The organism is Scytonema millei VB511283 (genome assembly GCF_000817735.3).
Taxonomy (GTDB): Bacteria; Cyanobacteriota; Cyanobacteriia; order Cyanobacteriales; family Chroococcidiopsidaceae; genus Chroococcidiopsis; species Chroococcidiopsis millei_B.
Window position 1 is genome coordinate 582,563 of sequence record NZ_JTJC03000003.1, and the last position, 20,940, is coordinate 603,502.

Consider the following 20,940-nt stretch of genomic DNA (forward strand, 5'->3'; position numbering starts at 1 on the left):
TTGCATCCAAGACCGCTCGGATGAGACAAACTAGCTAAATTGGGCAAAATTATCGATTTTTGGGAGAAAAACTGTGTTTACGGGATTAGTACAAGCTTTGGGTCAGATTCAAGCGCTAGACAACTATTATTATCAAATTACTTGCTCTAGCGACGAGAAAAATTTAATTTTGCCAGATCTCGCGCTTGGAGATAGCGTTGCGGTGGATGGAGTTTGCCTCACGGTCATGGAAATTCTACCCCAAGGATTTATCGCCGCAGCCTCGCCGGAAACCCTCCGCCGTACTACTCTGGGACAGCGCGAAGCGGATGCAGGATATGTCAATCTAGAAACTTCTTTGCGCGTTGGTGGTAAAGTGGGAGGTCATTTTGTCATGGGACACGTAGATGGAACGGGGTGCTTGGAAACGGTAGAAGAAACAGCTACCTCATGGGAAATGAGCTTTACCGCTACAGAAGCGATCGCCCGTTACATCGTTCCCAAAGGTAGTATTGCCATCAACGGTGTCAGCCTTACCATTGCCGATCTCGACCCTACTAGAAATTGGTTTAAAGTTGCCGTTATTCCCCATACCTACGATTGCACTAATTTGCGCGATCTCCGCCCTGGCAGTCTAGTTAATTTAGAAGCTGATATTTTAGGCAAATATGTTGAAAAGCTGCTGAATTACAACTCTCCTCACCAAGCCAGAGAAGAGTTATCACCAGCGTTTTTAGTCGAACACGGATATCTATGAGAAGCTAACCCCTCACTCCTAACTCCTCGCTCCTGCTTACAGCGTTGCGATCGCCGCGAAGGGCATTAACTAGCTGGACTACGGCAGATTCTAATTCTGCACCAGGATCGCGGGCAACTAAGCCATCCAAATCGACTTGCTTAATTTCAAAGTTGAATCGAGTACTGCTGGCGCTGGCGACGATCGCTTCGCGAACAGTGGCAGGCATCGCCGTTTCGTGATGACGTGGTTGGGAGTTGGCTAAGCGGATAGCTTTATCCAATCGTGCTAGCCCAGTCTTCAAGTATGCTTCAGGATTGGCAACAATCCAACCGTTTGCAGTTAACTGTCGCGTCTCAAAGTGGAGGTGAGGACCTGTGGAATTACCCGTACTGCCAACCCGCCCGATGACAGTTCCCTGCAGAATTGTTTCTCCTGGGGAGACAAAAATCTCAGATAAATGACCGTAAAGGGTTTGGAGCGTATTTTTGTTGTGGTTGAGAACGACAGTTAAACCGTAGCCACCGACATAATCGGCAACTTCTACCGTACCTGGATAAGCCGCTAACACTGGCGTTCCCAGGGGCGCACCTATATCTGTACCAGAGTGAAAGCTGAAATCACCAAACAGAGGATGGACGCGCCAGCCAAAAACTGAGGTGACGGGAGAGGGAACTGTCAGTGGAAACATGAAATTTCCCTGTCCTTGGGCTTCGGGATCGCGGTATTGATAGCTGAGAACGCTACGCTGGGTTTTCAAGTTGGTCGCCACGCGAAAGCCTTCAGCAGTAATATCGATCGGTCCAAGCTGAATTGGTTTGATGCCGTTAGCAACCGAGTGGCGATCGAGCGGGGCGACGCTTCTACCAAAGTTTCTAGAACGAGCTAGTTGTCTCATCCGCTGCTGGCGGAGGCTGGGACGACAAAGGCTACTCAAACCAGGTCTAGCAACAGCCCGACAACCGGATATTCTGGATTTTAATATTATTGAGCTTGGTGCTTCGTAGCCAGTGGTAGCACCGAGACTATATCCTGTGGGGTCGATGTACGCACCACTGGGATCTGGAGCAGGATTGTCAGGTAAGTTCGGCGATCGCCTGACAGGTGCAGTATTTAGCTTTTGTTGTAGTTTTTGCCATCTCTCAGTTTTGACCGACTTTGAGTTGATTTGTACATCGGGACTGGGAGAGGTATTCAATGAATTGTCGATCGCAGCTTCTGACTGAGCCAAGACTAAGTTGCCACCAAGCAAACTAGAAATACTAATAAAACTTATCAGAAATATATGTTTGGAGTTAGTAGGCATAGTAACTGGTAATTAGTAGTTAGTCATTTGTCATTTGTCATTTGTCATGTCATTGGTCATTTGTCATTGGTAGTTGGTTGTTTTTTCTCCCTCAGCTTCCTCAGCCTCCTCAGCTCTTTTCCCCCTACTCCCTACTCCCTGCTCCCTATGACTTCCTTACGATCCAAACGAAATATTTATGCTTTGTCAAACAATTAGCCATCATAACCCAGACTCACAGCACCAGGGGGGAGATAAATTTCTGAATTGGGGCTGGAATTGTATGACTGAGAGTCAAGCCTGACTCGTAGTTCACCGCGATCGCTAATACCAACTACAACACCGTTTTGTCCTTCTACGGTGATGCGCTGTCCCATATTTATAAATAGTTTGTGGTAAGACGGCAGAAGAGGATCGATTCCCCCTGGGGAGCAAAACTTGTAACCTGAAATTGTGCCTTGTAGTGTCACAGCCGCTAATGTTTCTAAGCAGTCAATTGCAGCCAACGGTTGTTGAGATAAGAAAGATTGCAAACCGATCCCTGTGGTTGGGACAGGGTTAGCCCAGTTAATCCCAACTCCGACTACAGCATGAATAATTTTTTCATGTCGCACTTTTGTTTCTGTCAGAATCCCACCCAGTTTACGTCCTAGCAAAATTAGGTCGTTGTGCCATTTCAATTTTACGGGAACACCGCGATCGCCTAAAGCTGTTGCAATGCCCCAAGCAGTGGCTAAAGTCAACTGATAACCGCAGTTAACTGGTAAGTTTGGTTCTAAAACTACAGATAAATATAAGCCTCCAGCTGGCGAAACCCACTGCCGTCCCCATTGTCCCCGTCCAGATGTTTGTCGTTCGGCAATGATGACCGTTCCTGGTTTTGCTCCCTGCGCGATCGCATCCCAGGCTTTCTGGTTGGTCGAGGGTATACTTTCGTAGACTTCTACAGCAAAATCCGCTTCTGCTGCCATTGGAGCAAGAGTTGCTAATAGCTTTTGTCTGTCTAGTCTCACGCTGGCAAGTGCAAACTGTGTCAATTAAGTTAGCATTAATTTGCTGCAAATAAACCTGTTATGGTCTGCTTCTACAATAGATGGCAGTTCGGCGAATTTAGTTTCATTTTGTTTGCTAGTTGTTTGCTAATTGTTTGCTAATTTTTAGATTTAATCCATGCATACTTGGGATTGGCGCGGTTGCGAAGGTTTTCTCTATCTATCGTGTAGCTTGTTAGAAGCATTTCCCCACGGTTTTTTCACGCGACATTTTCACCCTCATGCTCCCCACGATTTGACCTCAGCCTTACACCCAGAAGCCGAGGCTTATCGCGTCAAGCAGGTACACGGGAATGTTGTCGTGACTCCATCTGAAGTGAGGAGCGTAGACGCGACAGCGGCTTCTCGGAGAGTGGAGCGAGGAGCGAGGAGCGAGGGAGCTGAGGGAGTTGGGGAAGTTGGGGAAGCCGGGGGAGAGAAGCCACGCACCACGCAACTACCAGCTACCAACTACCAACTACCAATTCAAAATTCTCTCTCACTCCTCACTCCTAACTCCTCACTCCTAGTTGAGGCAGATGGATTGCTCACAGAACAGCCGCTACAGGCGGTTTGGGTTGCGAGTGCCGATTGTACGCCTGTATTAATTGCCGATCGCCATACGGGACAAGTTGCAGCCGTTCATGCAGGCTGGCGGGGAACGGCGATGAAAATTGTGCCGCAAGCGATCGCTCGTTTGCAAGCACAAGGTAGCAAAATTCAAGATTTGCGCGTCGCTTTGGGTCCAGCGATCGCGGGGAGTGTCTATCAGGTTTCTCAACAGGTAGCAGCTGAAGTTGGAGCTAGCATCACTGCAACTGAAACCAAAACCGAAATTCTCGACTTTTTAGCTGAAATACCCAACTCCCCTTTATTCCCCGACTCTCATCCAGAGAGAGTCCGGTTGGATATCCGGCGGGTGATTACTTTGCAATTAGAGCAATTGGGTATTAGTCCCGAACAAGTGGCGATCGCTCCTCACTGTACCTATCAAGAACCAGAACGTTTCTTTTCCTATCGTCGCGACAAACAGAAAAAAGTTCAATGGTCGGGAATTATTAGCCAATAAGTTAAGTCAAAAGTTAAAAGTTAAAAGTCAAAACTAACTATTCACCAATGACAAATGACCAATGACCAATGACTAATTAATATGCTAACCCCCGATATTTCAGATGCCGTGTGGGTTGTGGTGCGATCGCTGGCGCGGCTGGACGAGAACCGAAGCTTACACCCCGATATTTTCCTACTACTTGTTTGGTAACTACTTGAAGTGATTGATTAGATTTGGTATAAGCTAAACCACGATAAGAAAGTTGCATTGGTTACTTCTCCTTTAGGTAAAATGTGTCGGATAAACGTGGAAATAGAACAAATTTGAATGCAGTAGATTCCTTGCTAAAGTTGGTTTTTGAAAAGATTTTGAACGCGATACAGATATTATGGAATTGCAAGAAATCCAGCGAACAGAATTACCGTTGTCTTACTCTTAACTACCTCTCAATAATTCTGAATTTCGGATTTTAAGTTATGAATTTTTGTGACTAGCTGCAAGTTGAAAGCGCCAGTTCATTGCCCGTAGCTGTACGTACTCTGAGACAGGGCGTGGGTTCAAACTTTTGTCCAAGAGAATGAAACCGCCAGTTTAAAGCGTGGGGTTTGATGTAGGGTTGGATAGCAGCAGGTGTATCATCGTAAATTTGAGCGCGGTAGATGAGTTTCATTTTGTTAGCTGAACTGCTTGTATCTATTACATAGGTCTGGTAATTCCAGATTATGCAATTGAGCTGAAAAAAACTTCTGAAACCGAAAATTAGAGTAGGGTAGGCGTTTCCCACTCACCAGAAAAGTATCTGTTTTTCGTAATTATTTAGAATGACAATACTGCTATTTTTAGGCAGATAGCCTGCCTGTATCTTATACAGTCCGACACGAGAAATCTGCTGAGGAATGTCACGAGTTACACTCCACAAAACCGTTGCATTTGTCATTTGGGCGACTATAAGTCGCAACTACACAATCGTAGACGCATAGCGGCTTGCCGTAGGCTAGTCCGCCGGCACGGATTGATGGAAAGTCAAGGTCTGAACCCGCGCAGGCGGGTTTTGTTTTGTATAGCTGAGCCAGTGCGTTGCGGAGGTCTCCTCCGTTGTAGCAACTGGCGTGCGAATTTTATTTGCCTGCTGCAAGCTCTAGTACTGCATAACGTGTCACTGGCATTACTGCATTATGTGTCAATGGTGGCACTGCATTATGTGGCAAAATTAAAGACGGTGTTAAGAAAAAACTTTAATAGGTAATCCCGTGACAACTGCTACCGCTGCTCGTCGTGTCGTGTTTCCTTTCACCGCTATTGTGGGTCAGGACGAAATGAAACTCGCCCTTTTACTCAACATTATCGACCCGAAAATTGGCGGGGTAATGATCATGGGCGATCGCGGTACTGGCAAATCCACCACGATCCGCGCTTTAGCTGACCTATTGCCAGAGATTGAAGTTGTAGCGGACGATCCGTTCAACAGCCATCCTAGCGATCCCGATCTGATGGGAGATGCAGCACGGCAAAAATTAGAACAAGGTGTAGAAATTCCCGTCGCTAAGAAAAAAATTACTATGGTCGATCTGCCGCTAGGAGCGACAGAAGACCGAGTTTGCGGCACGATTGATATTGAAAAAGCCTTATCTGAAGGTGTCAAAGCTTTTGAACCAGGACTGCTGGCAAAGGCAAATCGCGGTATTCTCTACGTCGATGAAGTTAATCTACTTGACGATCACCTTGTAGACGTATTGCTAGACTCCGCCGCCAGTGGTTGGAACACTGTAGAACGGGAAGGCATTTCGATCCGTCACCCCGCCCGTTTTGTTCTCGTTGGTTCTGGCAACCCAGAAGAAGGTGAATTGCGCCCCCAACTGCTCGATCGCTTCGGGATGCACGCGGAAATTCATACTGTAAAAGAACCAGCCTTGCGGGTACAAATTGTGGAACAAAGGTCGGATTTCGACCAAAATCCACTGCAATTTTCTGACAAATATCAGCCACAGCAACAAGCTTTACAACAACAGCTGATTAAGGCTCAAGAATTGTTACCTTCAGTACAAATGGATTACGATCTGCGGGTAAAAATTTCTGAAGTTTGCTCCGAACTCGATGTTGATGGCTTGCGGGGTGACATTGTAACCAACCGCGCAGCTAAAGCGATCGCGGCGTTTGAAGGTCGTACTGAAGTCACAGTAGATGATATTCGTCGTGTGATTACTCTATGCCTGCGTCACAGGCTGCGGAAAGACCCCTTAGAGGCGATCGATTCTGGCTATAAAGTAGAAAAGGCATTTAGCCGCGTGTTTGGGATTGAACCAACGACAGATGAAATGCCTGAGAAGACAGCGCAAGCTAATGGTATCGGACAAGCGGGCGGACGCTATCGCTAGCCTTAAATTCCCCACGATCGAATATTTTAATTTGTGTACGGGCGGCTTTATCAAATAGATTAACAGCTTTAGCTGTAATTTTTAGTCAAAACCCGCCCCTACAAGTTTTGACTTTTGACTTTTGACTTGCCTATGAGAATTTGGCTAATTTGGTGGAACACTCTAGTTTTTTCTTGTCAGCACAATCCACCTCAGCTGATCGAAATGCTGATGTTATTGCTAGCAACTATATTACTGGGAGCTTGGCTGATTTCACCCCACTGGTCTTACCAAGCATTAGCCTGGAGTTACTTAATTGGGGTATCAGCTTCCATGTGGATACGTGAAGCGATCGCCCCTACCTACCAAGCGCGTCCCACCCAAGTTATTGCCGTACTGTTATTTATCCTCAGCCTCTACGGTTTTGCTGACTTGTTTCAATATTTGTAGAAGCGAGTAGCAAAGTCTTCCTACAAAATCTCTGGCTCAGCTGGTACGATTTTCGGCAGGGGCAAGGTAGAAGTCTCTGTTGCGATCGCCTCTTTACCCAATTGCCAAGTACCCACCTTTTCTGCACCCGCTTGTTGTAGTGTTTTTAATAAATCGGCGCTAGAAATTATCAATTCATCAACATCAATCCCACTATAAGTACTAGGGTATTTATCCAAACGCTTAATACCTTCTCCTAATAAAATAACTGCCCCGTGCCAATTCTGATTACCCAGATGATAAAGCCCTACAGCAACTTGCAAAACTCCCTGATAGAAAGTTTTTTCCGGTTCGGTTGCTTCCATCCATATGGCTTCTAAGGTATCGTGACAGGCGTAGAACTGCCCTTGATTGAACTGTTCTACACCCTGCCAAAACTCCTCTGGTTCCTCTTGATTCAAGATTTCATGCCTCTTGTACAAATATTTGGTAAGGGCGGGTTCATCCAGTTTTTCAACTAGAGTTAGGAATTTTTGGTGAACCCGCCTCTACAATTCCGAATTCCGAATTCCGAATTCCGAATTCCCTACCCCATGCTTTCTCGCACGGTTTTGATGTAATCTAGATCGATGTCCTGTTGTTCTCCAGCGAAGTCGTTGTCTGGAGTTAAGAACAGCATACAGTGACACTCTTTACGTTCGCGCATTGGTACACAAGGGCAATTCCAGAAAGTTGCGTGAACTTCTGCTTCCTTGTCTTCATAATGGCGACAGGGACATAAAGGCGCACCAAGATCGTCTTTGTGTTTGGCAAGCCCTTCCACCACTACAGCTGTCACGGAAGGATCGGCGCAAAAATATGTTCCCGTGCGCTTGGCGTAAGTCTGAGAGAACTGCCACATTGCCTCTAGGCTTTTCTCAGTCGATAGAGCGTTGTTTTCTGTTGTGTTCATAACCTTTCTTGACGAAACTTTAAGTTTTGTTTACAAGATCTGAAGCATTGTTTCTAGCATTTTAACAACATACATGTTGCAAAAGTGAATATAAGTCGTAAGTCGTAAGTCGTAAGTCGTAAGTCGTAAGTTGTAAGTCGTAAGTCGTAAGTTAAGAAGCCTCTAGTCACAAACCACCAGCCACTGCTTACTGATAACTGATAACTGATAACTGATAACTGATTACAGTTTTGCTTTGGACAACTCATCGTGTAACGCCCGTAAAGTAGGGTATTGCGAGCGCAGTTGCATGATGTATTCCGTCCAATCAGATTGAGTGTTGCACGATTCACAGACAGCCTTGATTCGTTGTAGGTGTTGGACAGCTTCTCGATAAGCAGGGCGATTTTTTTGCTCGATCGCCTGCGTAGCTAAGTGTTTGTAAAGGGCGATCGCCATTTGGGGATGGGTAGTTTCGATTGCCTTGGCTAGGGGTTGGCGAAATCTAGACTGCTCCCATTGTTTGAGCTGGGGAAATAATTCTAGCACCCGCTCGATATTTTGCTCGTAAAAGGCAATATGTGTCAGTAAGAGCAGCTGTTTGTTCCGCTGGAGCTTTTGTAGTATCTCATCCCGCAGTTGTTCCCACGCCTCAGCTTTTTGCCCCAGATCCTGTAATTGTTTGTATCCTTCTAGAGATGGTGATTCCCAAAATATTTGTTGTTGCCAGTTGAGGGCAGTCTGCGGATCGCCGTACTCTTGGTAGTATTTGGTCAGCCACTGCTGATAATGACCTCGTGATTTTTCTTGCTGTGCTAGATGCGCGACCAACTCGACTGCTTGTGTGGTAGCATGGGCGGCTATCAAGGCATCGGCAAACTGTAACATGAGTCCAGGCAGATGAGTAAAATGCTGACGGGCGATCGCCATTGCGGTTTCGATTTTACCTTCTTCTACCAACAAAAAGGCTTGTTGTTCGGGGCTGCCCAATTCGTGAATTAATTTGCTGGCTGTTTCATTACTGCCTTGCTGTTTCTGGCGATCGGCTAATAATCTCACTAAAGCATCTCGCGTCCAGCGATTGCTACTACTGCGCTGAATTTCACCGCGAACTCGGTCTTCTATCCATTCCCACTCTGCATCCGTCGCCCATTCTAATAAAGCATCCCTAGCTGAATATGCAAAGTCAATGCCACCTAATTCTATATCTTGCAGTACGGCATCGAGTAAAGTATGCAGCCAAATCGCCCTCGTTTCTGCATCTAAGGATTGAGCTTGGGCTAAGCATTTTCCTAACCCTTCGGCAGCATCTTGGGCAACAACGCAGACATCGCCATCGTAGTCAATAGCTTGTAAATTATCGTCATAACTTGCGGTAATTTCTGCTAGCAGCATTTGGTAAAGCGCCCCTGCCCACAGCCAATTATTTTGCTGAAAAAGTTGTTTTGCCGTATCAATTAAGAGTTGTAAATCTGTGGCGATCGCCTCCATATCTTCTTGACGTAGGGCGCGTTGCGCTTGACGGCGATAGATTGACAAATCTAGAGCTTTTCCTGGCTGCGGCTGAGCTGTAGAAAGTTCTACCAATGACAGTAAACTGGGATAACGCTGTACCATTAACTCAACTAGCTCGATCAAATCTTCGCGACTGCGAGTAGCAAGCATTTCGCTTAGGGGTGGTATGACGTGAAAAGTGTCGGGCTGGTGGACGTAAGCCAGTAACAAAGCTATCTGATGCTTGCAGAGTCCGCCCCAATCGTAGGGGCAAGTACAATCAGCACTGACAACTCCCTGTTTGCCCAATTTGATGCGCGGCTGGTAAAGTTCGGAACCTTGACAATCTGCCCATAAGACTAAATCTTGGCGCATCGGGTTGAGAATTCTGCCTTGGCGATAATAGCGATCGCCACGCTGAAAACTTTGCTCTGTCGCTAGTTTACGAATTTGTGCTTCAGTCAGACGAGGTAGAGTCGCGATCGCCATATGCCTTGCCTCCCGTATAGTTCTTTAAGCGAATCTAATTCGCGACTACACAAACAGAGTCCGCTTGCGGGGACTGTCATATATTCAGTCTCTTAACCCGCTAAGCGGGTTTTGCCCAATGCTTTTCGGTTAAGGTAAGATCCCCCAACCCCCGCCAAATCGGGGGCTTTAAGTTCCCCCCTTTTTCAGGGGAGGACACTTACGTGGGCGGGTTTCCCGACTTGAGGAGCGACTGCGTTGCGGAGGTGTCCTCCGTTAAAGCACGTCGCGTTAAAGTGTCCGTGGGCTAGGGGGGATCTTCCAAGATCTTTGCATCACTAACCGAGATGTATTGGAGTTTTGCCTATATAGCTGCGAATTTTATTTGCCAAGCTTCCTAGAAACAAATTTTACTACAAACTATTTTTTGCTTCTTGGGATACAGCTTCAACTTCGTCTTTGGCTAACTGCTCGATCAGAGTCCGAGCTTGTTCGCCGCCCAATTTAGCTAAAGCTTGCACGACACGATAGCGAATTTGCCAATCGGGGTTGGTAGCAAAAGGAACTAGTAATTCAATTGCTTGCGGATTGCCTAAATCTCCTAGAGAGCTAATTGCCGCAGTTTTATCTAATTCGCTACCTGATTCCAATGCTTCTTTTAATAAGTCAAAAGAGCGCGGATCGCCTAATTCGCCCAAAGTTGCAATAATACTAAACCGCACCAACCACTCGGGCGTACTGTGATAGACTTGCGCTAAATCTGCAAACGCATCAGTTAACTTCAGCGCTCCCAGACAGTCAGCCGCAGCAGCTTGTACATCTGGTTCGGGGTCGTTGAGCAGGCGATCGCGCAATACATTTAAACTAGTATTTAAATCTTGTCCTCCCAAAGTGTCCAACTGACTCACTGCCGAGTAGCGCACTCTGGCATTGGGGTCATCAATTGCCTTGAGCGCCAACTCAAGCGCGACTCCTTTATCTTCTAATTCGCGAACTTGATTCATCGCCCGCAAGCGATCGCCCAAATCCTGCGAATCGAGTAATTGCTTTACCGATTCTGGACTAACAGCCATTTTGAATTTTTTATTTGTATTTGGTAATTTGTATTTACTCTTACCATTTTTTAGGGGCAAGAAGTTACAAGTTAAAAGTCAAAAGTTATAACCGATCGCTGATAACTGACAACTGACAACTGACAACTGATAACTGACTCCTACTCGCTGGCTGCTAAGTCGCGCACGATATCGCCGCGAGTCAAAATTCCAATTACCTTACCGCTAGGATCGACGACAGGCAAACGCTGGATCTTGCGATCGTGCATCAGTTGCGCTGCATCGCGCAATGGTTTATCAGGAGCAACGGTAATCACATCCTGACTCATTACCTCTCCCACCGTTTGCCCTAAAGCTTTATGCAAATCTCGTTCGTATTGAGCCGGATTTTTCAGGAAAATCACGCTATCAAGAAACATGATGTAAGCCGGAGGAGTGACCCCCGTTTCTTGCCACATCAGATCTGTCTCTGAAATTGTACCGATCAACTTGCCCGCATCGTCTACCACGGGTAAACCACTAATACGCTTTTCTGCCAAAAGCTTAATTGCATCATGCAGTGAGGTTTCTGGACGCACCACAATTGGGTCGCGGGTCATGACATCGGCAACAGTCTTAGGCATTTACAGACAGCTCTCTTTTGCAATATCCTCTAAATTTATTTTAAAGGGTAAGGGATAAGTCAGCTTAGGAGCCAGCAGCCAAATTCCTCAAGCTAATTTTCAATTCCATGCTCTCATTAATGCTGCCGATCGCACTCTCTATCATGCTAAAAAAGTGGGACGCGCTCGCTATTGCGTCTATTCCTTCAGCAGGGAGCGCACGAGCAGGGAGCAGTGACCAGTGACCAGTTAGTTATTTTATCTCCTCAGCCTCTTCAGCTCCCTCAGCAACCTTGCGCTCTCTTCTCCCCCTTATCCCCCTTGTCCCCCTTGTCCGACTTCCGACTTCCGACTCCCGACTCCCGACTCCCGACTTATTCTGTCCTACTGCCAATTAACCAAACTAATCTTCCTACTAACCAACCAAGAATTGCGTAAGCTGCAATTGCCACAAGCGCGTTAATTTCAAACACCTGGGAATTGCCAAACTTGGGCGTACCGAATAGGTTGGCAACTGGAGCGTAAAAAGGCTCGGAGAGATTATAGATAAATTGAGCGAATGTATTATCTGGGTTCGCCCCAAACAGCCGCAAAATCATTCGTAACAACAGCAGCATTCCTAGCGCTCCGGCGAGGAAGTAAATAATTTGTACCAGTTTGCTGACAGTAGCATTACGGCTAGCCAGTGTCACTCGCCGTTCTGCTTCACGTAGCCGAATTTCTTCATGCTGCTGTCGGTCGTCATCTCTCATTTGCTCCTACCTGTACCTTGCGATCGCGATTTTCTTTGTCAGTTAATTTTAATTTTAAAAAAATTATCCAAGTTTCAAGGGTGAAACAAATCCGTATTTTTCAAATCTTCATCGAATTCTTCATCGTACACATACTTAAATTACTCTTGCTTAAGTCACGATAAAAGCACGACTCACAAAAATTTAGTTATTTTTTCTATCCTCAAAGTTAACCGCTAATAGCTAGCTACTCATAGCTATTTACTACAATGGTCGATCTCAATCAGAAAGCTTCTATCTTAATTGTTGATGACAACCCAATCAATGTTAAAGGTTTGTTTAAAATTTTACAAGCTTCTGGATTTATAGTCTCTGTTGCTAACAGCGGTGAAAAAGCTTTATTAAAAATCAAAAATACGTTACCAGATCTAATTTTATTAGATGTAGTGATGGTAGGAATGAATGGCTTTGAAACCTGTCGTCATCTCAAAGCCAATCCAGCAACTCAAGATATTCCAGTTATTTTTATTAGTGCTTTAGATGAGGCAACTAATAAAGCCGAATGCTTTGCGGTTGGTGGAGTTGATTACATTACCAAACCCTTTGCAGCCGAGGAAGTATTAGCGCGAGTCAAGCATCAATTAGCATTGCGTGCAGCCAAAATAGAAATTGAACGGCTTAACCAAGAACTAGAAACAAGAGTTCGCCAGCGAACGCTGCAACTAGAGGCAGTCAACCGACAGTTGCAACAGGAAATTAGCGATCGCCATCAAGTACAAGAGCAGTTAGTTTACAGTGCTTTGCACGATGCCTTAACCCATCTCCCCAACCGTACCTTGTTGATGGAACGCTTGGAAATGGCGTTACAACGGGTAAAACGATATCCAGACCATTTATTTGCCGTTTTATTTATCGACTTAGACCGCTTCAAAACGATCAACGATAGTTTAGGGCATCAGGTAGGCGATCGATTGCTATTGGCGATCGCCCATCTACTACAACAACTCGTTCGCTCCACAGATACAGTTGCTCGCTTAGGCGGAGATGAATTTATCATTCTCCTCGACCCCATTCAAGATATTAATGATGCGATTCGAGTCGCCGAGCGAATTCACACCCAATTGCGATCGCCATTGCAACTAGCCAGCAGAGAAGTCTTTATCGGTGCTAGTATCGGTATCGCTGCGAGTGCAACTCACTATCAGCATGGCTCAGAGCTGCTGAGAGATGCAGATATAGCCATGTACCGTGCTAAGGAGCAAGGCAAAGCGCGGTATGAAATTTTCGACCGAGCCATGTATGCTGAAGCAATCCACAAACTGCAAATCGAAAACGATCTGCGTCAAGCAGCAGTCGGACAAGAGTTTCACCTCAATTACCAGCCAATTGTCTCTTTAGACACGGGTAGAATTATCGGTTTTGAAGCGCTACTACGCTGGATGCATCCCGAACGGGGTTTGATTTCTCCATCCCAGTTTATCCCGATTGCTGAAGAAACTGGATTAGTTGTTCCAATTGGTGAATGGGTGCTTTACACAGCTTGCAGCCAAATGAAACAATGGCAAACTCAATTTTCTCATCCACCCGCCAAACTCAGCGTCAACCTCTCGCTGAAACAATTGCGAGAACCCGATTTTCTGGAGAGGATAGACCGCATATTAACCGAAACGGAAATCGCAGGCGAGAGTCTCAACCTAGAACTGACCGAAAGTATGCTCATGGACAACGTGGAAGAACTGATCTTCGTTCTCGGACAACTGCGGGCGAGAAATATTCGCCTGAGTATTGACGACTTCGGTACGGGTTATTCTTCTCTCAGTTATTTGCACCGTTTTCCAATCGATTATTTAAAAGTAGACCGAGCTTTTATTAGTGGGATTGGAACTGGTGGCAAATCGCGTCAGATTGCCGCCACAATTATTTCCCTAGCTCACCAATTAGGAATTAAAGCGATCGCCGAAGGCGTGGAAACCCCTACTCATTTACAAAACTTACAAGCATTGAATTGTGAAGAAGCACAGGGATATTTATTTTCTAAACCCCTAGATTTAGCAGCCGCAGAGTCTTTAATTTTAACCAATCCTCAGTGGTGAGTTAACAGAGTGCGATTGGCTGATGGCTTCAGTTTCAAATGCGATCGCTTCACGTCCGATGCAGCATTTTTTGTTTGAGTATGTAAAAATCCGATCGCTTTGCTAGCAAGCTTGGAGGTCGAACCTTTAACACAAGTGGATAGCAAGCCAAGACAAATACGAGTCGGACTACGGTTGAACAGAGTAAAGCCCAACCCGCGCCTTGCAATCCCAACCGAGGTACGAGTAATAACAGGAAGGGAATGCTCAGCCCCAAGCCAATTGTTTGCAGAAGCGTCACCGTCCCAGGTCTTCCTAATGCCATAAATGCTTGTGCCAGTATCCAGACGCTACCGTCAACCACAGTCATCACAACCAGAATGCGAAATACAGGGACAGCTCCCATAAACTCAGCACCGTAAAGCAAGTTGAGCAGCATCGGTCCTACTATAAATAAAATCGCAGCTGCCATAGTCGTCAGAGCCGTGCTGATTCGCACTGCCATCCCAGTTACAGCAACAACTTCTGCTATGGGACGAGCTGCTGTTTTAGGTAACAGTACTGTGACAATCGAATGCTGAAATAGATTCAGCATCCGGGATAAGCTCAGAGAAATCACATATTTTCCCATCGCTTCGGGTGCTAACAAATTGATAACTAGCGCTTGATCCACTTGTACTGAGAGCGTACCGATTAGATCGATCCCGTATGCCCTCAAACCATAACTCATCAGACGTTGATAAGATTTTCTCAACCCGCTCAAACGGGGACGAAAGCGCTGCCATACATAGCGAGATAGCCAAAAAAATATCGGGAGACTGGGAAACGCATAAGCAATGACAGCAGTAAAAGGAGTGAGGTTGCCTGAAACTGCTAGTCCTGTCAAGATGGCTAATGTTGTTAACGGTTGCAGATATTGTGCTTGATTGGCAGTTTTGAAATTGTAATCTGCTTCCAGTGCTGCGGTATAAATAGTTGTCAGCATGATTATGGGCGATAGCACCATAAACCATTGAGCGTAGCGGATGACTTCTGGCGAATACTGAGTTAACCACTGCGGGATGAAAAGTATACCTGCGATCGCCGCGACTATACCTAATATCGTACCCAAGACGAGGGTAGCAGAAAAAATCTCTGATTCCTGCTCTGGGTTGCGTTTGAGATAATAGCGTAAAGCAATTGGCAGTCCCAAAGTCATAGTAAAAGCTAAAAATTGGGGCCACAGAGCGATCGCTGCTTGTTCGCCTCGTCCATCAGGTCCCAAAATACGTGCTGTAATCGCACCTGTACATGTGTTCGCACCTAAAATCAGTATCTTCGTCAGCAGTGTTTGCAAGGTAGCAGCAGTCGCGCCACGTCCCGCTAGTACCCAACGAACACTAGCACCTACAGTTTTCATCCATTCCACTCCAGTCTCATCAAAGCTCGAATACTCGTTTTCTATTAATTCCTCTTAATATCGGGAATAAATAGGGAAAAAAGGTCTTATTTGTACTACGTCAAAACTAATTCTCCGTTTAACAAAAAATAGCTGTTAATGGTCGTTGTTTGCCCATTGATGGCTACTTCAAAACATATTTGCAAAAGATCTTGCCTAGACAACGGCATTTGTTAACGCTAATGGAGTAAGGGAACATTGTAAATTTAACCATAGATAGATGCAAAGAAAGGTAAATGAAAAAAATAGTTTCTTCACAGTTTTCTATTGCTGATTCTCATTCGTCAATTTATACCTCGCTCGATCGCTAAGCAATCACAGTAGCAGCTATTACTGATAAAAAATTAGTCTTTATTGCTACTTTGACCGCTACATTATATAGAGGTATTACATACAGTGCCTGCCTTCCTTTCGGGCAGTGAGATTGAAGTATGGAAAGAACGATCGAGAGTGATAATAGTCAAAAGTTTCCCAACTTCAGACAGAGAGTGAAGATAGAAGCAGTTATGGCAGGACACAGTAAATGGGCAAATATTAAACGTCAAAAAGCAAGGGTTGATGCCGTTAAGGGAAAAACATTTACGCAATTGTCGCGGGCAATTATTGTGGCGGCGAGAAATGGCGTACCCGATCCGGCAGGAAATTTTCAGTTACGAACGGCAATTGAGAAAGCCAAAGCAGCAGGTATTCCAAATGAAAATATCGAGCGAGCGATCGCTAAAGGCGCAGGTACGTATGAGGACTCTGCCAATTTAGAAGAAATTCGCTATGAAGGTTACGGTCCTGGTGGGGTGGCGATTTTGATTGAGGCTTTGACTGACAACCGCAACCGTACTGCTGCCGACCTGAGAGCTGCTTTTAGTAAAAATGGGGGAAATTTAGGTGAAACAGGCTGCGTTAGCTGGATGTTCGAGCGCAAAGGAGTCGCGCTGGTTTCTGGCGAAGTAGATGAAGATGAACTGTTAGAAGCATCCCTGGAAGGTGGCGCGCAATCCTATGAAATCAGCGAGGATGAGCATGGGCAATCGGCTGCTGCGATCGCAGAGATCGGCAATTTGGAAGCTCTAACTCAGGTGCTGAAAGAAAAAGGTTTTGTTGTAGACGAAGTAGAATTGCGTTGGATTCCCAACAATACTGTGGAAATTACCGATCCAGAACTAGCGCGATCGCTTTTGAAGTTAATCGATGCTTTAGAATCTTTGGACGACGTGCAGAATGCTACCGCTAACTTTGAAATGAGCGATCGATTAATGGCGATGAACTTTGCTTGATCTATCGCAGGGAGCAGGCAGTAGAGAGCGCACGAGCAGCGAGTGGAGCTGCTGAGCAGATGAAAAAGTCATTGTACGAGCGCAAACTTGCAGTCAATAGGCTTTTCATCAAGAAAATTAATCGGGACGCACAGCCGTGCGTTCCTGTTAAGTATGCATTTCGTATGTATCTCATTTAGCTAGAAGTGTCGGTGAATCTCTCTGTCTTTATACGGTAATGGCTAATTAGTCAAGTACCACTTTTAGAATTTTCAGTTATAAGTGGTAAATTGTGAAAACCTTTTCCAGAAAAAATATCGGCATCGTTCTATCAATAATAGAAACCATTAGAAACGAGATTTATTTGTGCTTAAAAATATTTCCGCTATTTTGCTAGATCGAAAACTTAGAGTATGATTTTATACGCAAGTTCATTTATTTCCATTTTAATCTGTAACCCTAATGCTCAAGGAGATTGGATATAAAGTTTGGCAATTGAAAACTGAATTCGTTTACAGACTAGCGTTAAAAAAATATGCCAAGTCACTGCCCGCGCTTTCTCCAGCCGATCGGCAGATTGTCGATCGGCTGCAGCAAGAGGGAGTTTATGTTACCTCTTTAGAAAAGTTGGGATTTGCTTCCACTCCACAACTACTTGATGCTTGCAGCAAAGTTCTATCTTGTACAGAACCCGAGTGCGATCGGAGTGTGGCAAAATCTCCACTTCAAATCTACGCTCTATCAGAATTAACAGATTTTTCTTTATGGGGAAATGACAAGCGACTGCTTGACATCGTGCAAAACTATATTGGTCTACCAATTAAATTTCAAGGTATCCAGTTGCGACGAGAATCCAGTCATCCAGATCAGTTTGGCGCAATGCTGTGGCATAAGGATGGAGACGATCGCCGCAGTATAAAAGTCATCATATATCTGAGTGATGTTGACCGAGAACACGGACCTTTTGAATACATTCCTAAATCCCTCACTGCCGTTGGTTGGCTAAGATTTTGGATCGACTATCAGATTTTCCGCACGGGTTTTTCCGGTCTGAAAAATGACAAGATGGAGCAACTCGTCCCCAGATCTGCATGGAAGTCGTGTGTTGGAGCTGCGGGTACAGTGATATTTGTCGATACTCACAGCGTTTTCCATCATGGCAGCCTACGTACAGCAGAGCGCTCAGCTCTGTTTTTTGTTTATACGGCTCGACACCCAAAACGCCCAGATCTTTGCCGTCGGTATAGCCATCCCTCTCATCCGAGACCAAATTTATCGCCCAACGCTCAAACATCTGAAGCAGCAGTAAGCCTCGAAGTTTAACCCTGTCAAGCTTGCGTCTTCCGATCGCAGCTAACTTCTGACTTGGGGTACGGGCGGGTTTTGATGGAAGATTGATTGTCACTAGCGATGAATCTGTTGCTCAACCCGCCCCTACCACTCCTGACTTCTGAGTTCATCATGACTTGCTTACCCTGCGGATTCGCGGCAAAATGAAGATAAGTAACTATTCTTAATCAACTCGATATACTTTGTTAGACATGGCGTTCGAGCAACTTTCGCAGACAGTTTCACCCCCGCACGCGATCGCACCCGATAATGGTTTTGACTACGACTTGGCGATCGTCGGTGGTGGAATTGTGGGCATAACCCTTGCCTGTGCCTTGAAAAATTCGGGGTTGAGGGTGGCACTAATTGAAGCAAAGCCATACTCCGTAGCAGCGATGAAGGGGCAAGCATACGCCGTTCACATGTCTTCGCGACTAATTTTATCGGCAATCGGTGTCTGGGATAAAATTCTGCCTGGAATTGAAACGTTTCATCATGTCAAACTTTCCGATGCCGATCGCCCAAACGTGGTAGAGTTTCACCCAGAAGATTTGGGGACGGAGGTTATCGGTTACGTTGCCGAACACCAAGCTTTATTAACGCCTCTACAGGAATTTTTGCAGGAATGCTCCAATGTTGAGTATCTCTGTCCGGTGGAGGTGGTACGAACTGAGTTTCAATCGCATGGAGTCAAGCTGACGCTCAACGTCTCAGGGAAGTCACAGCAGATCTGCACGCGGTTGTTGGTGGCGGCGGATGGGGCGCGATCGCGGATTCGCCAAAATGCGGGAATTAAAACCTGGGGCTGGCAGTACTGGCAATCTTGTATTGTCGCTTTTGTCAAACCAGAAAAACCCCACAACAACACGGCGTATGAAAAATTCTGGTCGAGCGGACCCTTCGCCATTTTACCCCTACCAGGAAATCGCTGCCGTATTGTTTGGACTGCGCCTCATGCCGAAGCAAAAGCTTTATTGGAATTGGATGACGCGCAGTTTCTCGCCGAACTCACCCGCAGGTATGGCACTCAGATGGGAGAGCTGCAACTAGAAGGCGATCGCTTTATGTTTCCGGTGCAGTTGATGCAAAGCGATCGCTATGTGTTACCGCGTCTGGCATTGGTGGGTGATGCCGCTCACTGCTGTCATCCCGTAGGCGGACAAGGCTTGAATTTAGGAATTCGCGATGCTGCGGCTTTAGCGGAAGTGCTACAAACAGCCGCTCGTCAAGGAGAAGATCTCGGCAGCTTGCAGGTACTCAAACGATACGAACGCTGGCGCAAGCGAGAAAATTCCGTGGTTTTAGGCTTTACCGATTTACTAGATCGGACTTTCTCGAATAATTATTTACCCGTGGCGATCGCTCGTCAATTCGGCTTGTGGGTTTTGCGGCGCGTGCCTATTGTCAAGCGATCTGCCTTGCAACTTATGACTGGTTTAGGAGGGCGTTTACCTCAAATCACAGCGATCGGCGATCGGTGACCAGTTATCAGTTATCAGTTATCGGTTGTCAGCAATTGGGTGCGAAATAATCTTTTCTGGATATCGAGCGAGACTCTGTAATAAGTGCATTAATTTCACCTATTAACTATCGAACTGGTCACTGGTCAGAAGTCACTGATAACTGATAACTGAATTTTTACCACTTTTTGTATGGTAAAAATTTTCCTGACATGATCACTTTGACGCGATCGCCTTTGGGATCTTCTTCTTTCTCTACATCTAAAGTAAAGTCAATTGCGCTCATAATTCCGTCACCAAACTTTTCGTGAATTACGCTTTTGAGTGGCATTCCATACACTTGCATAATCTCATAAAAGCGATATATGAGCGGATCTGTCGGTACGACTGGACCCAATCCTTTCAAGGGGCATTCTGTTAGTTCTGGTGCTAATGTCGTTGGTAGCCCAATCGCCGATAAAATCTTTTCTGCCTCTGCCTGAGAAGCACTAGCTTGACGGTAAAAGACTGCGGCAATCCAAACTTCATCCCTGCCGACTGCTTTTTCTAAATCGACAAAGGATATCCCTTTTTCTTGTTTTGCTGCTAAGAGTTTTTGCGTAATTTCTGGCAGCATTTTCTTACCTCTCAATTGCTCGTTTTATGCAATTGTATCGATTGTTCTATTTGGTTTTTGTGATGAATTTTACTGAAAAATACAGAACTTGTGGAGCAAAAGACAAAGAGAATAGAACGGATGTTTGATAGTTTGGCTCTCTACTACAAAGCGATCGCCCCTCTAAACCTTCCTAAATTGATTTCTGAAATCATCTCGATCGCGATTCGATTTTCGAGCGATCGCACTGCTTAAATTATGGTTTTGCAACTCGATTGCGATTTCCGTTGCCTTGAATGACAATGAAAAGAACAGCTAAATTTTACACGCCATAATTACCGTAAATTACCGGGTAGATCGAACGATTGTCTTTACAATATCTTATGATTTGTGCCTGGAGCATTCGATTTATTTAAAATAATCGTAAAGTTATCGGTATAAGTATTATTATTTTTAGGTAGTCTTTTATACTTAAGTGTTAGTTGTTTAACATTCTTATTGTTCGTTTAACCCCGATTCTCATTGAGTAGGACGAAATTTCAGAGGCAGGATGTGTAGCCATAAATAAACGCCAGACTCCGAATCTCCATCAAGCTAATATCCTAAAGCAATTCACGGATGTCTGGAGTTGGCACAACGCCTCATTTTCGTCC

At 45.4% G+C, this 20,940-nt stretch carries 21 protein-coding genes; 9 read left to right on the forward strand and 12 right to left on the reverse strand.

Annotation, left to right across the window (positions count from 1 at the left end; all coding sequences use genetic code 11):
• Nucleotides 1–73: 73 nt before the first annotated feature.
• Nucleotides 74–736 carry a riboflavin synthase gene (locus QH73_RS14470; protein WP_039713236.1) on the forward strand — a complete coding sequence of 221 codons (663 nt, stop codon included), beginning with the start codon at nucleotides 74–76 and terminating at the stop codon, nucleotides 734–736.
• A gap of 4 nt (nucleotides 737–740) precedes the next feature.
• On the opposite strand, the gene QH73_RS29175 is transcribed toward QH73_RS14470, so the two are convergent.
• Together QH73_RS29175 and QH73_RS14480 are read right to left on the reverse strand one after the other, a co-directional pair.
• On the reverse strand, nucleotides 741–2,021 hold the full coding sequence (locus QH73_RS29175) for a M23 family metallopeptidase (protein WP_132867041.1): 1,281 nt from the start codon (nucleotides 2,019–2,021) through the stop codon (nucleotides 741–743).
• 194 nt (nucleotides 2,022–2,215) lie between these two features.
• A complete protein-coding gene (locus tag QH73_RS14480) occupies nucleotides 2,216–3,013 on the reverse strand; it encodes a biotin--[acetyl-CoA-carboxylase] ligase (protein WP_039714447.1) in 798 nt (265 codons plus the stop codon).
• 157 nt (nucleotides 3,014–3,170) lie between these two features.
• Here QH73_RS14480 and pgeF point away from each other — a divergent pair, with 157 nt between their 5' ends.
• Complete coding sequence (gene pgeF, locus QH73_RS14485; protein WP_039713235.1) at nucleotides 3,171–4,100, forward strand: peptidoglycan editing factor PgeF; 930 nt, start codon at nucleotides 3,171–3,173, stop codon at nucleotides 4,098–4,100.
• Between the two features lie 76 nt (nucleotides 4,101–4,176).
• Here pgeF and QH73_RS14490 read toward each other — a convergent pair whose 3' ends face one another.
• On the reverse strand, nucleotides 4,177–4,350 hold the full coding sequence (locus QH73_RS14490; protein WP_132867042.1) for a DUF4278 domain-containing protein: 174 nt from the start codon (nucleotides 4,348–4,350) through the stop codon (nucleotides 4,177–4,179).
• 222 nt (nucleotides 4,351–4,572) lie between these two features.
• Nucleotides 4,573–4,752, reverse strand: a complete 180-nt coding sequence (locus QH73_RS14495; protein WP_132867044.1) for a hypothetical protein — start codon at nucleotides 4,750–4,752, stop codon at nucleotides 4,573–4,575.
• A gap of 580 nt (nucleotides 4,753–5,332) precedes the next feature.
• Between QH73_RS14495 and bchI the strand changes: the two genes are divergently transcribed.
• Both bchI and QH73_RS14505 read left to right on the forward strand, forming a co-directional pair.
• Nucleotides 5,333–6,457 carry a magnesium chelatase ATPase subunit I gene (gene bchI / locus QH73_RS14500; protein ID WP_039713234.1) on the forward strand — a complete coding sequence of 375 codons (1,125 nt, stop codon included), beginning with the start codon at nucleotides 5,333–5,335 and terminating at the stop codon, nucleotides 6,455–6,457.
• Between the two features lie 132 nt (nucleotides 6,458–6,589).
• A complete protein-coding gene (locus QH73_RS14505) occupies nucleotides 6,590–6,886 on the forward strand; it encodes a hypothetical protein (protein ID WP_039713233.1) in 297 nt (98 codons plus the stop codon).
• 20 nt (nucleotides 6,887–6,906) lie between these two features.
• Here QH73_RS14505 and QH73_RS14510 read toward each other — a convergent pair whose 3' ends face one another.
• The 6 genes from QH73_RS14510 to QH73_RS14535 all read right to left on the reverse strand — a co-directional run bounded on the left by QH73_RS14510 (nucleotide 6,907) and on the right by QH73_RS14535 (nucleotide 12,164).
• Complete coding sequence (locus QH73_RS14510) at nucleotides 6,907–7,326, reverse strand: DUF309 domain-containing protein (protein WP_039713232.1); 420 nt, start codon at nucleotides 7,324–7,326, stop codon at nucleotides 6,907–6,909.
• A 125-nt stretch (nucleotides 7,327–7,451) separates the two neighbouring features.
• The gene (locus tag QH73_RS14515) at nucleotides 7,452–7,817 is read right to left on the reverse strand and encodes a ferredoxin thioredoxin reductase catalytic beta subunit (RefSeq protein WP_039713231.1); all 366 of its coding nucleotides are present in this window, start codon (nucleotides 7,815–7,817) and stop codon (nucleotides 7,452–7,454) included.
• 222 nt (nucleotides 7,818–8,039) lie between these two features.
• A complete protein-coding gene (locus QH73_RS14520) occupies nucleotides 8,040–9,779 on the reverse strand; it encodes an SWIM zinc finger family protein (protein WP_039713230.1) in 1,740 nt (579 codons plus the stop codon).
• 392 nt (nucleotides 9,780–10,171) lie between these two features.
• On the reverse strand, nucleotides 10,172–10,831 hold the full coding sequence (gene nblB / locus QH73_RS14525; protein ID WP_039713229.1) for a phycobilisome degradation protein NblB: 660 nt from the start codon (nucleotides 10,829–10,831) through the stop codon (nucleotides 10,172–10,174).
• Between the two features lie 140 nt (nucleotides 10,832–10,971).
• On the reverse strand, nucleotides 10,972–11,433 hold the full coding sequence (locus tag QH73_RS14530; protein ID WP_039713228.1) for a CBS domain-containing protein: 462 nt from the start codon (nucleotides 11,431–11,433) through the stop codon (nucleotides 10,972–10,974).
• Nucleotides 11,434–11,786: 353 nt separating this feature from the next.
• Nucleotides 11,787–12,164, reverse strand: a complete 378-nt coding sequence (locus tag QH73_RS14535; RefSeq protein ID WP_039713227.1) for a YggT family protein — start codon at nucleotides 12,162–12,164, stop codon at nucleotides 11,787–11,789.
• A gap of 248 nt (nucleotides 12,165–12,412) precedes the next feature.
• Here QH73_RS14535 and QH73_RS14540 point away from each other — a divergent pair, with 248 nt between their 5' ends.
• A complete protein-coding gene (locus tag QH73_RS14540) occupies nucleotides 12,413–14,236 on the forward strand; it encodes a two-component system response regulator (protein ID WP_039713226.1) in 1,824 nt (607 codons plus the stop codon).
• Nucleotides 14,237–14,285: 49 nt separating this feature from the next.
• On the opposite strand, the gene QH73_RS14545 is transcribed toward QH73_RS14540, so the two are convergent.
• Nucleotides 14,286–15,614 (reverse strand): lipopolysaccharide biosynthesis protein, encoded by a 1,329-nt coding sequence (locus tag QH73_RS14545; RefSeq protein WP_052289728.1) that lies wholly within the window; start codon nucleotides 15,612–15,614, stop codon nucleotides 14,286–14,288.
• A gap of 545 nt (nucleotides 15,615–16,159) precedes the next feature.
• Between QH73_RS14545 and QH73_RS14550 the strand changes: the two genes are divergently transcribed.
• The 3 genes from QH73_RS14550 to QH73_RS14560 all read left to right on the forward strand — a co-directional run bounded on the left by QH73_RS14550 (nucleotide 16,160) and on the right by QH73_RS14560 (nucleotide 19,713).
• Nucleotides 16,160–16,924 carry a YebC/PmpR family DNA-binding transcriptional regulator gene (locus QH73_RS14550; protein WP_039713224.1) on the forward strand — a complete coding sequence of 255 codons (765 nt, stop codon included), beginning with the start codon at nucleotides 16,160–16,162 and terminating at the stop codon, nucleotides 16,922–16,924.
• Nucleotides 16,925–17,365: 441 nt separating this feature from the next.
• Entirely contained in the window at nucleotides 17,366–18,226 is an 861-nt protein-coding gene (locus tag QH73_RS14555) for a phytanoyl-CoA dioxygenase family protein (RefSeq protein WP_039713222.1), read from the forward strand.
• A 218-nt stretch (nucleotides 18,227–18,444) separates the two neighbouring features.
• A complete protein-coding gene (locus tag QH73_RS14560; RefSeq protein ID WP_039713221.1) occupies nucleotides 18,445–19,713 on the forward strand; it encodes an FAD-dependent hydroxylase in 1,269 nt (422 codons plus the stop codon).
• Between the two features lie 157 nt (nucleotides 19,714–19,870).
• Here the strand turns inward: QH73_RS14560 and cynS are convergent, their stop codons facing one another.
• The gene (gene cynS / locus QH73_RS14565) at nucleotides 19,871–20,308 is read right to left on the reverse strand and encodes a cyanase (protein ID WP_039713220.1); all 438 of its coding nucleotides are present in this window, start codon (nucleotides 20,306–20,308) and stop codon (nucleotides 19,871–19,873) included.
• Between the two features lie 90 nt (nucleotides 20,309–20,398).
• Between cynS and QH73_RS14570 the strand changes: the two genes are divergently transcribed.
• On the forward strand, nucleotides 20,399–20,542 hold the full coding sequence (locus tag QH73_RS14570) for a hypothetical protein (protein ID WP_165587702.1): 144 nt from the start codon (nucleotides 20,399–20,401) through the stop codon (nucleotides 20,540–20,542).
• Nucleotides 20,543–20,940: the final 398 nt, after the last annotated feature.

Bases quoted from the DNA above. Each gene is read 5' to 3' on its own strand.
- QH73_RS29175 (WP_132867041.1), bottom strand. From the start codon at position 2,021: ATGCCTACTAACTCCAAACATATATTTCTGATAAGTTTTATTAGTATT.
- pgeF (WP_039713235.1), top strand. From the start codon at position 3,171: ATGCATACTTGGGATTGGCGCGGTTGCGAAGGTTTTCTCTATCTATCG.
- QH73_RS14490 (WP_132867042.1), bottom strand. From the start codon at position 4,350: ATGCAACTTTCTTATCGTGGTTTAGCTTATACCAAATCTAATCAATCA.
- QH73_RS14495 (WP_132867044.1), bottom strand. From the start codon at position 4,752: ATGAAACTCATCTACCGCGCTCAAATTTACGATGATACACCTGCTGCT.
- QH73_RS14505 (WP_039713233.1), top strand. From the start codon at position 6,590: ATGAGAATTTGGCTAATTTGGTGGAACACTCTAGTTTTTTCTTGTCAG.
- QH73_RS14515 (WP_039713231.1), bottom strand. From the start codon at position 7,817: ATGAACACAACAGAAAACAACGCTCTATCGACTGAGAAAAGCCTAGAG.
- QH73_RS14520 (WP_039713230.1), bottom strand. From the start codon at position 9,779: ATGGCGATCGCGACTCTACCTCGTCTGACTGAAGCACAAATTCGTAAA.
- nblB (WP_039713229.1), bottom strand. From the start codon at position 10,831: ATGGCTGTTAGTCCAGAATCGGTAAAGCAATTACTCGATTCGCAGGAT.
- QH73_RS14530 (WP_039713228.1), bottom strand. From the start codon at position 11,433: ATGCCTAAGACTGTTGCCGATGTCATGACCCGCGACCCAATTGTGGTG.
- QH73_RS14535 (WP_039713227.1), bottom strand. From the start codon at position 12,164: ATGAGAGATGACGACCGACAGCAGCATGAAGAAATTCGGCTACGTGAA.
- QH73_RS14540 (WP_039713226.1), top strand. From the start codon at position 12,413: ATGGTCGATCTCAATCAGAAAGCTTCTATCTTAATTGTTGATGACAAC.
- QH73_RS14545 (WP_052289728.1), bottom strand. From the start codon at position 15,614: ATGAAAACTGTAGGTGCTAGTGTTCGTTGGGTACTAGCGGGACGTGGC.
- QH73_RS14550 (WP_039713224.1), top strand. From the start codon at position 16,160: ATGGCAGGACACAGTAAATGGGCAAATATTAAACGTCAAAAAGCAAGG.
- QH73_RS14555 (WP_039713222.1), top strand. From the start codon at position 17,366: ATGCTCAAGGAGATTGGATATAAAGTTTGGCAATTGAAAACTGAATTC.
- QH73_RS14560 (WP_039713221.1), top strand. From the start codon at position 18,445: ATGGCGTTCGAGCAACTTTCGCAGACAGTTTCACCCCCGCACGCGATC.
- cynS (WP_039713220.1), bottom strand. From the start codon at position 20,308: ATGCTGCCAGAAATTACGCAAAAACTCTTAGCAGCAAAACAAGAAAAA.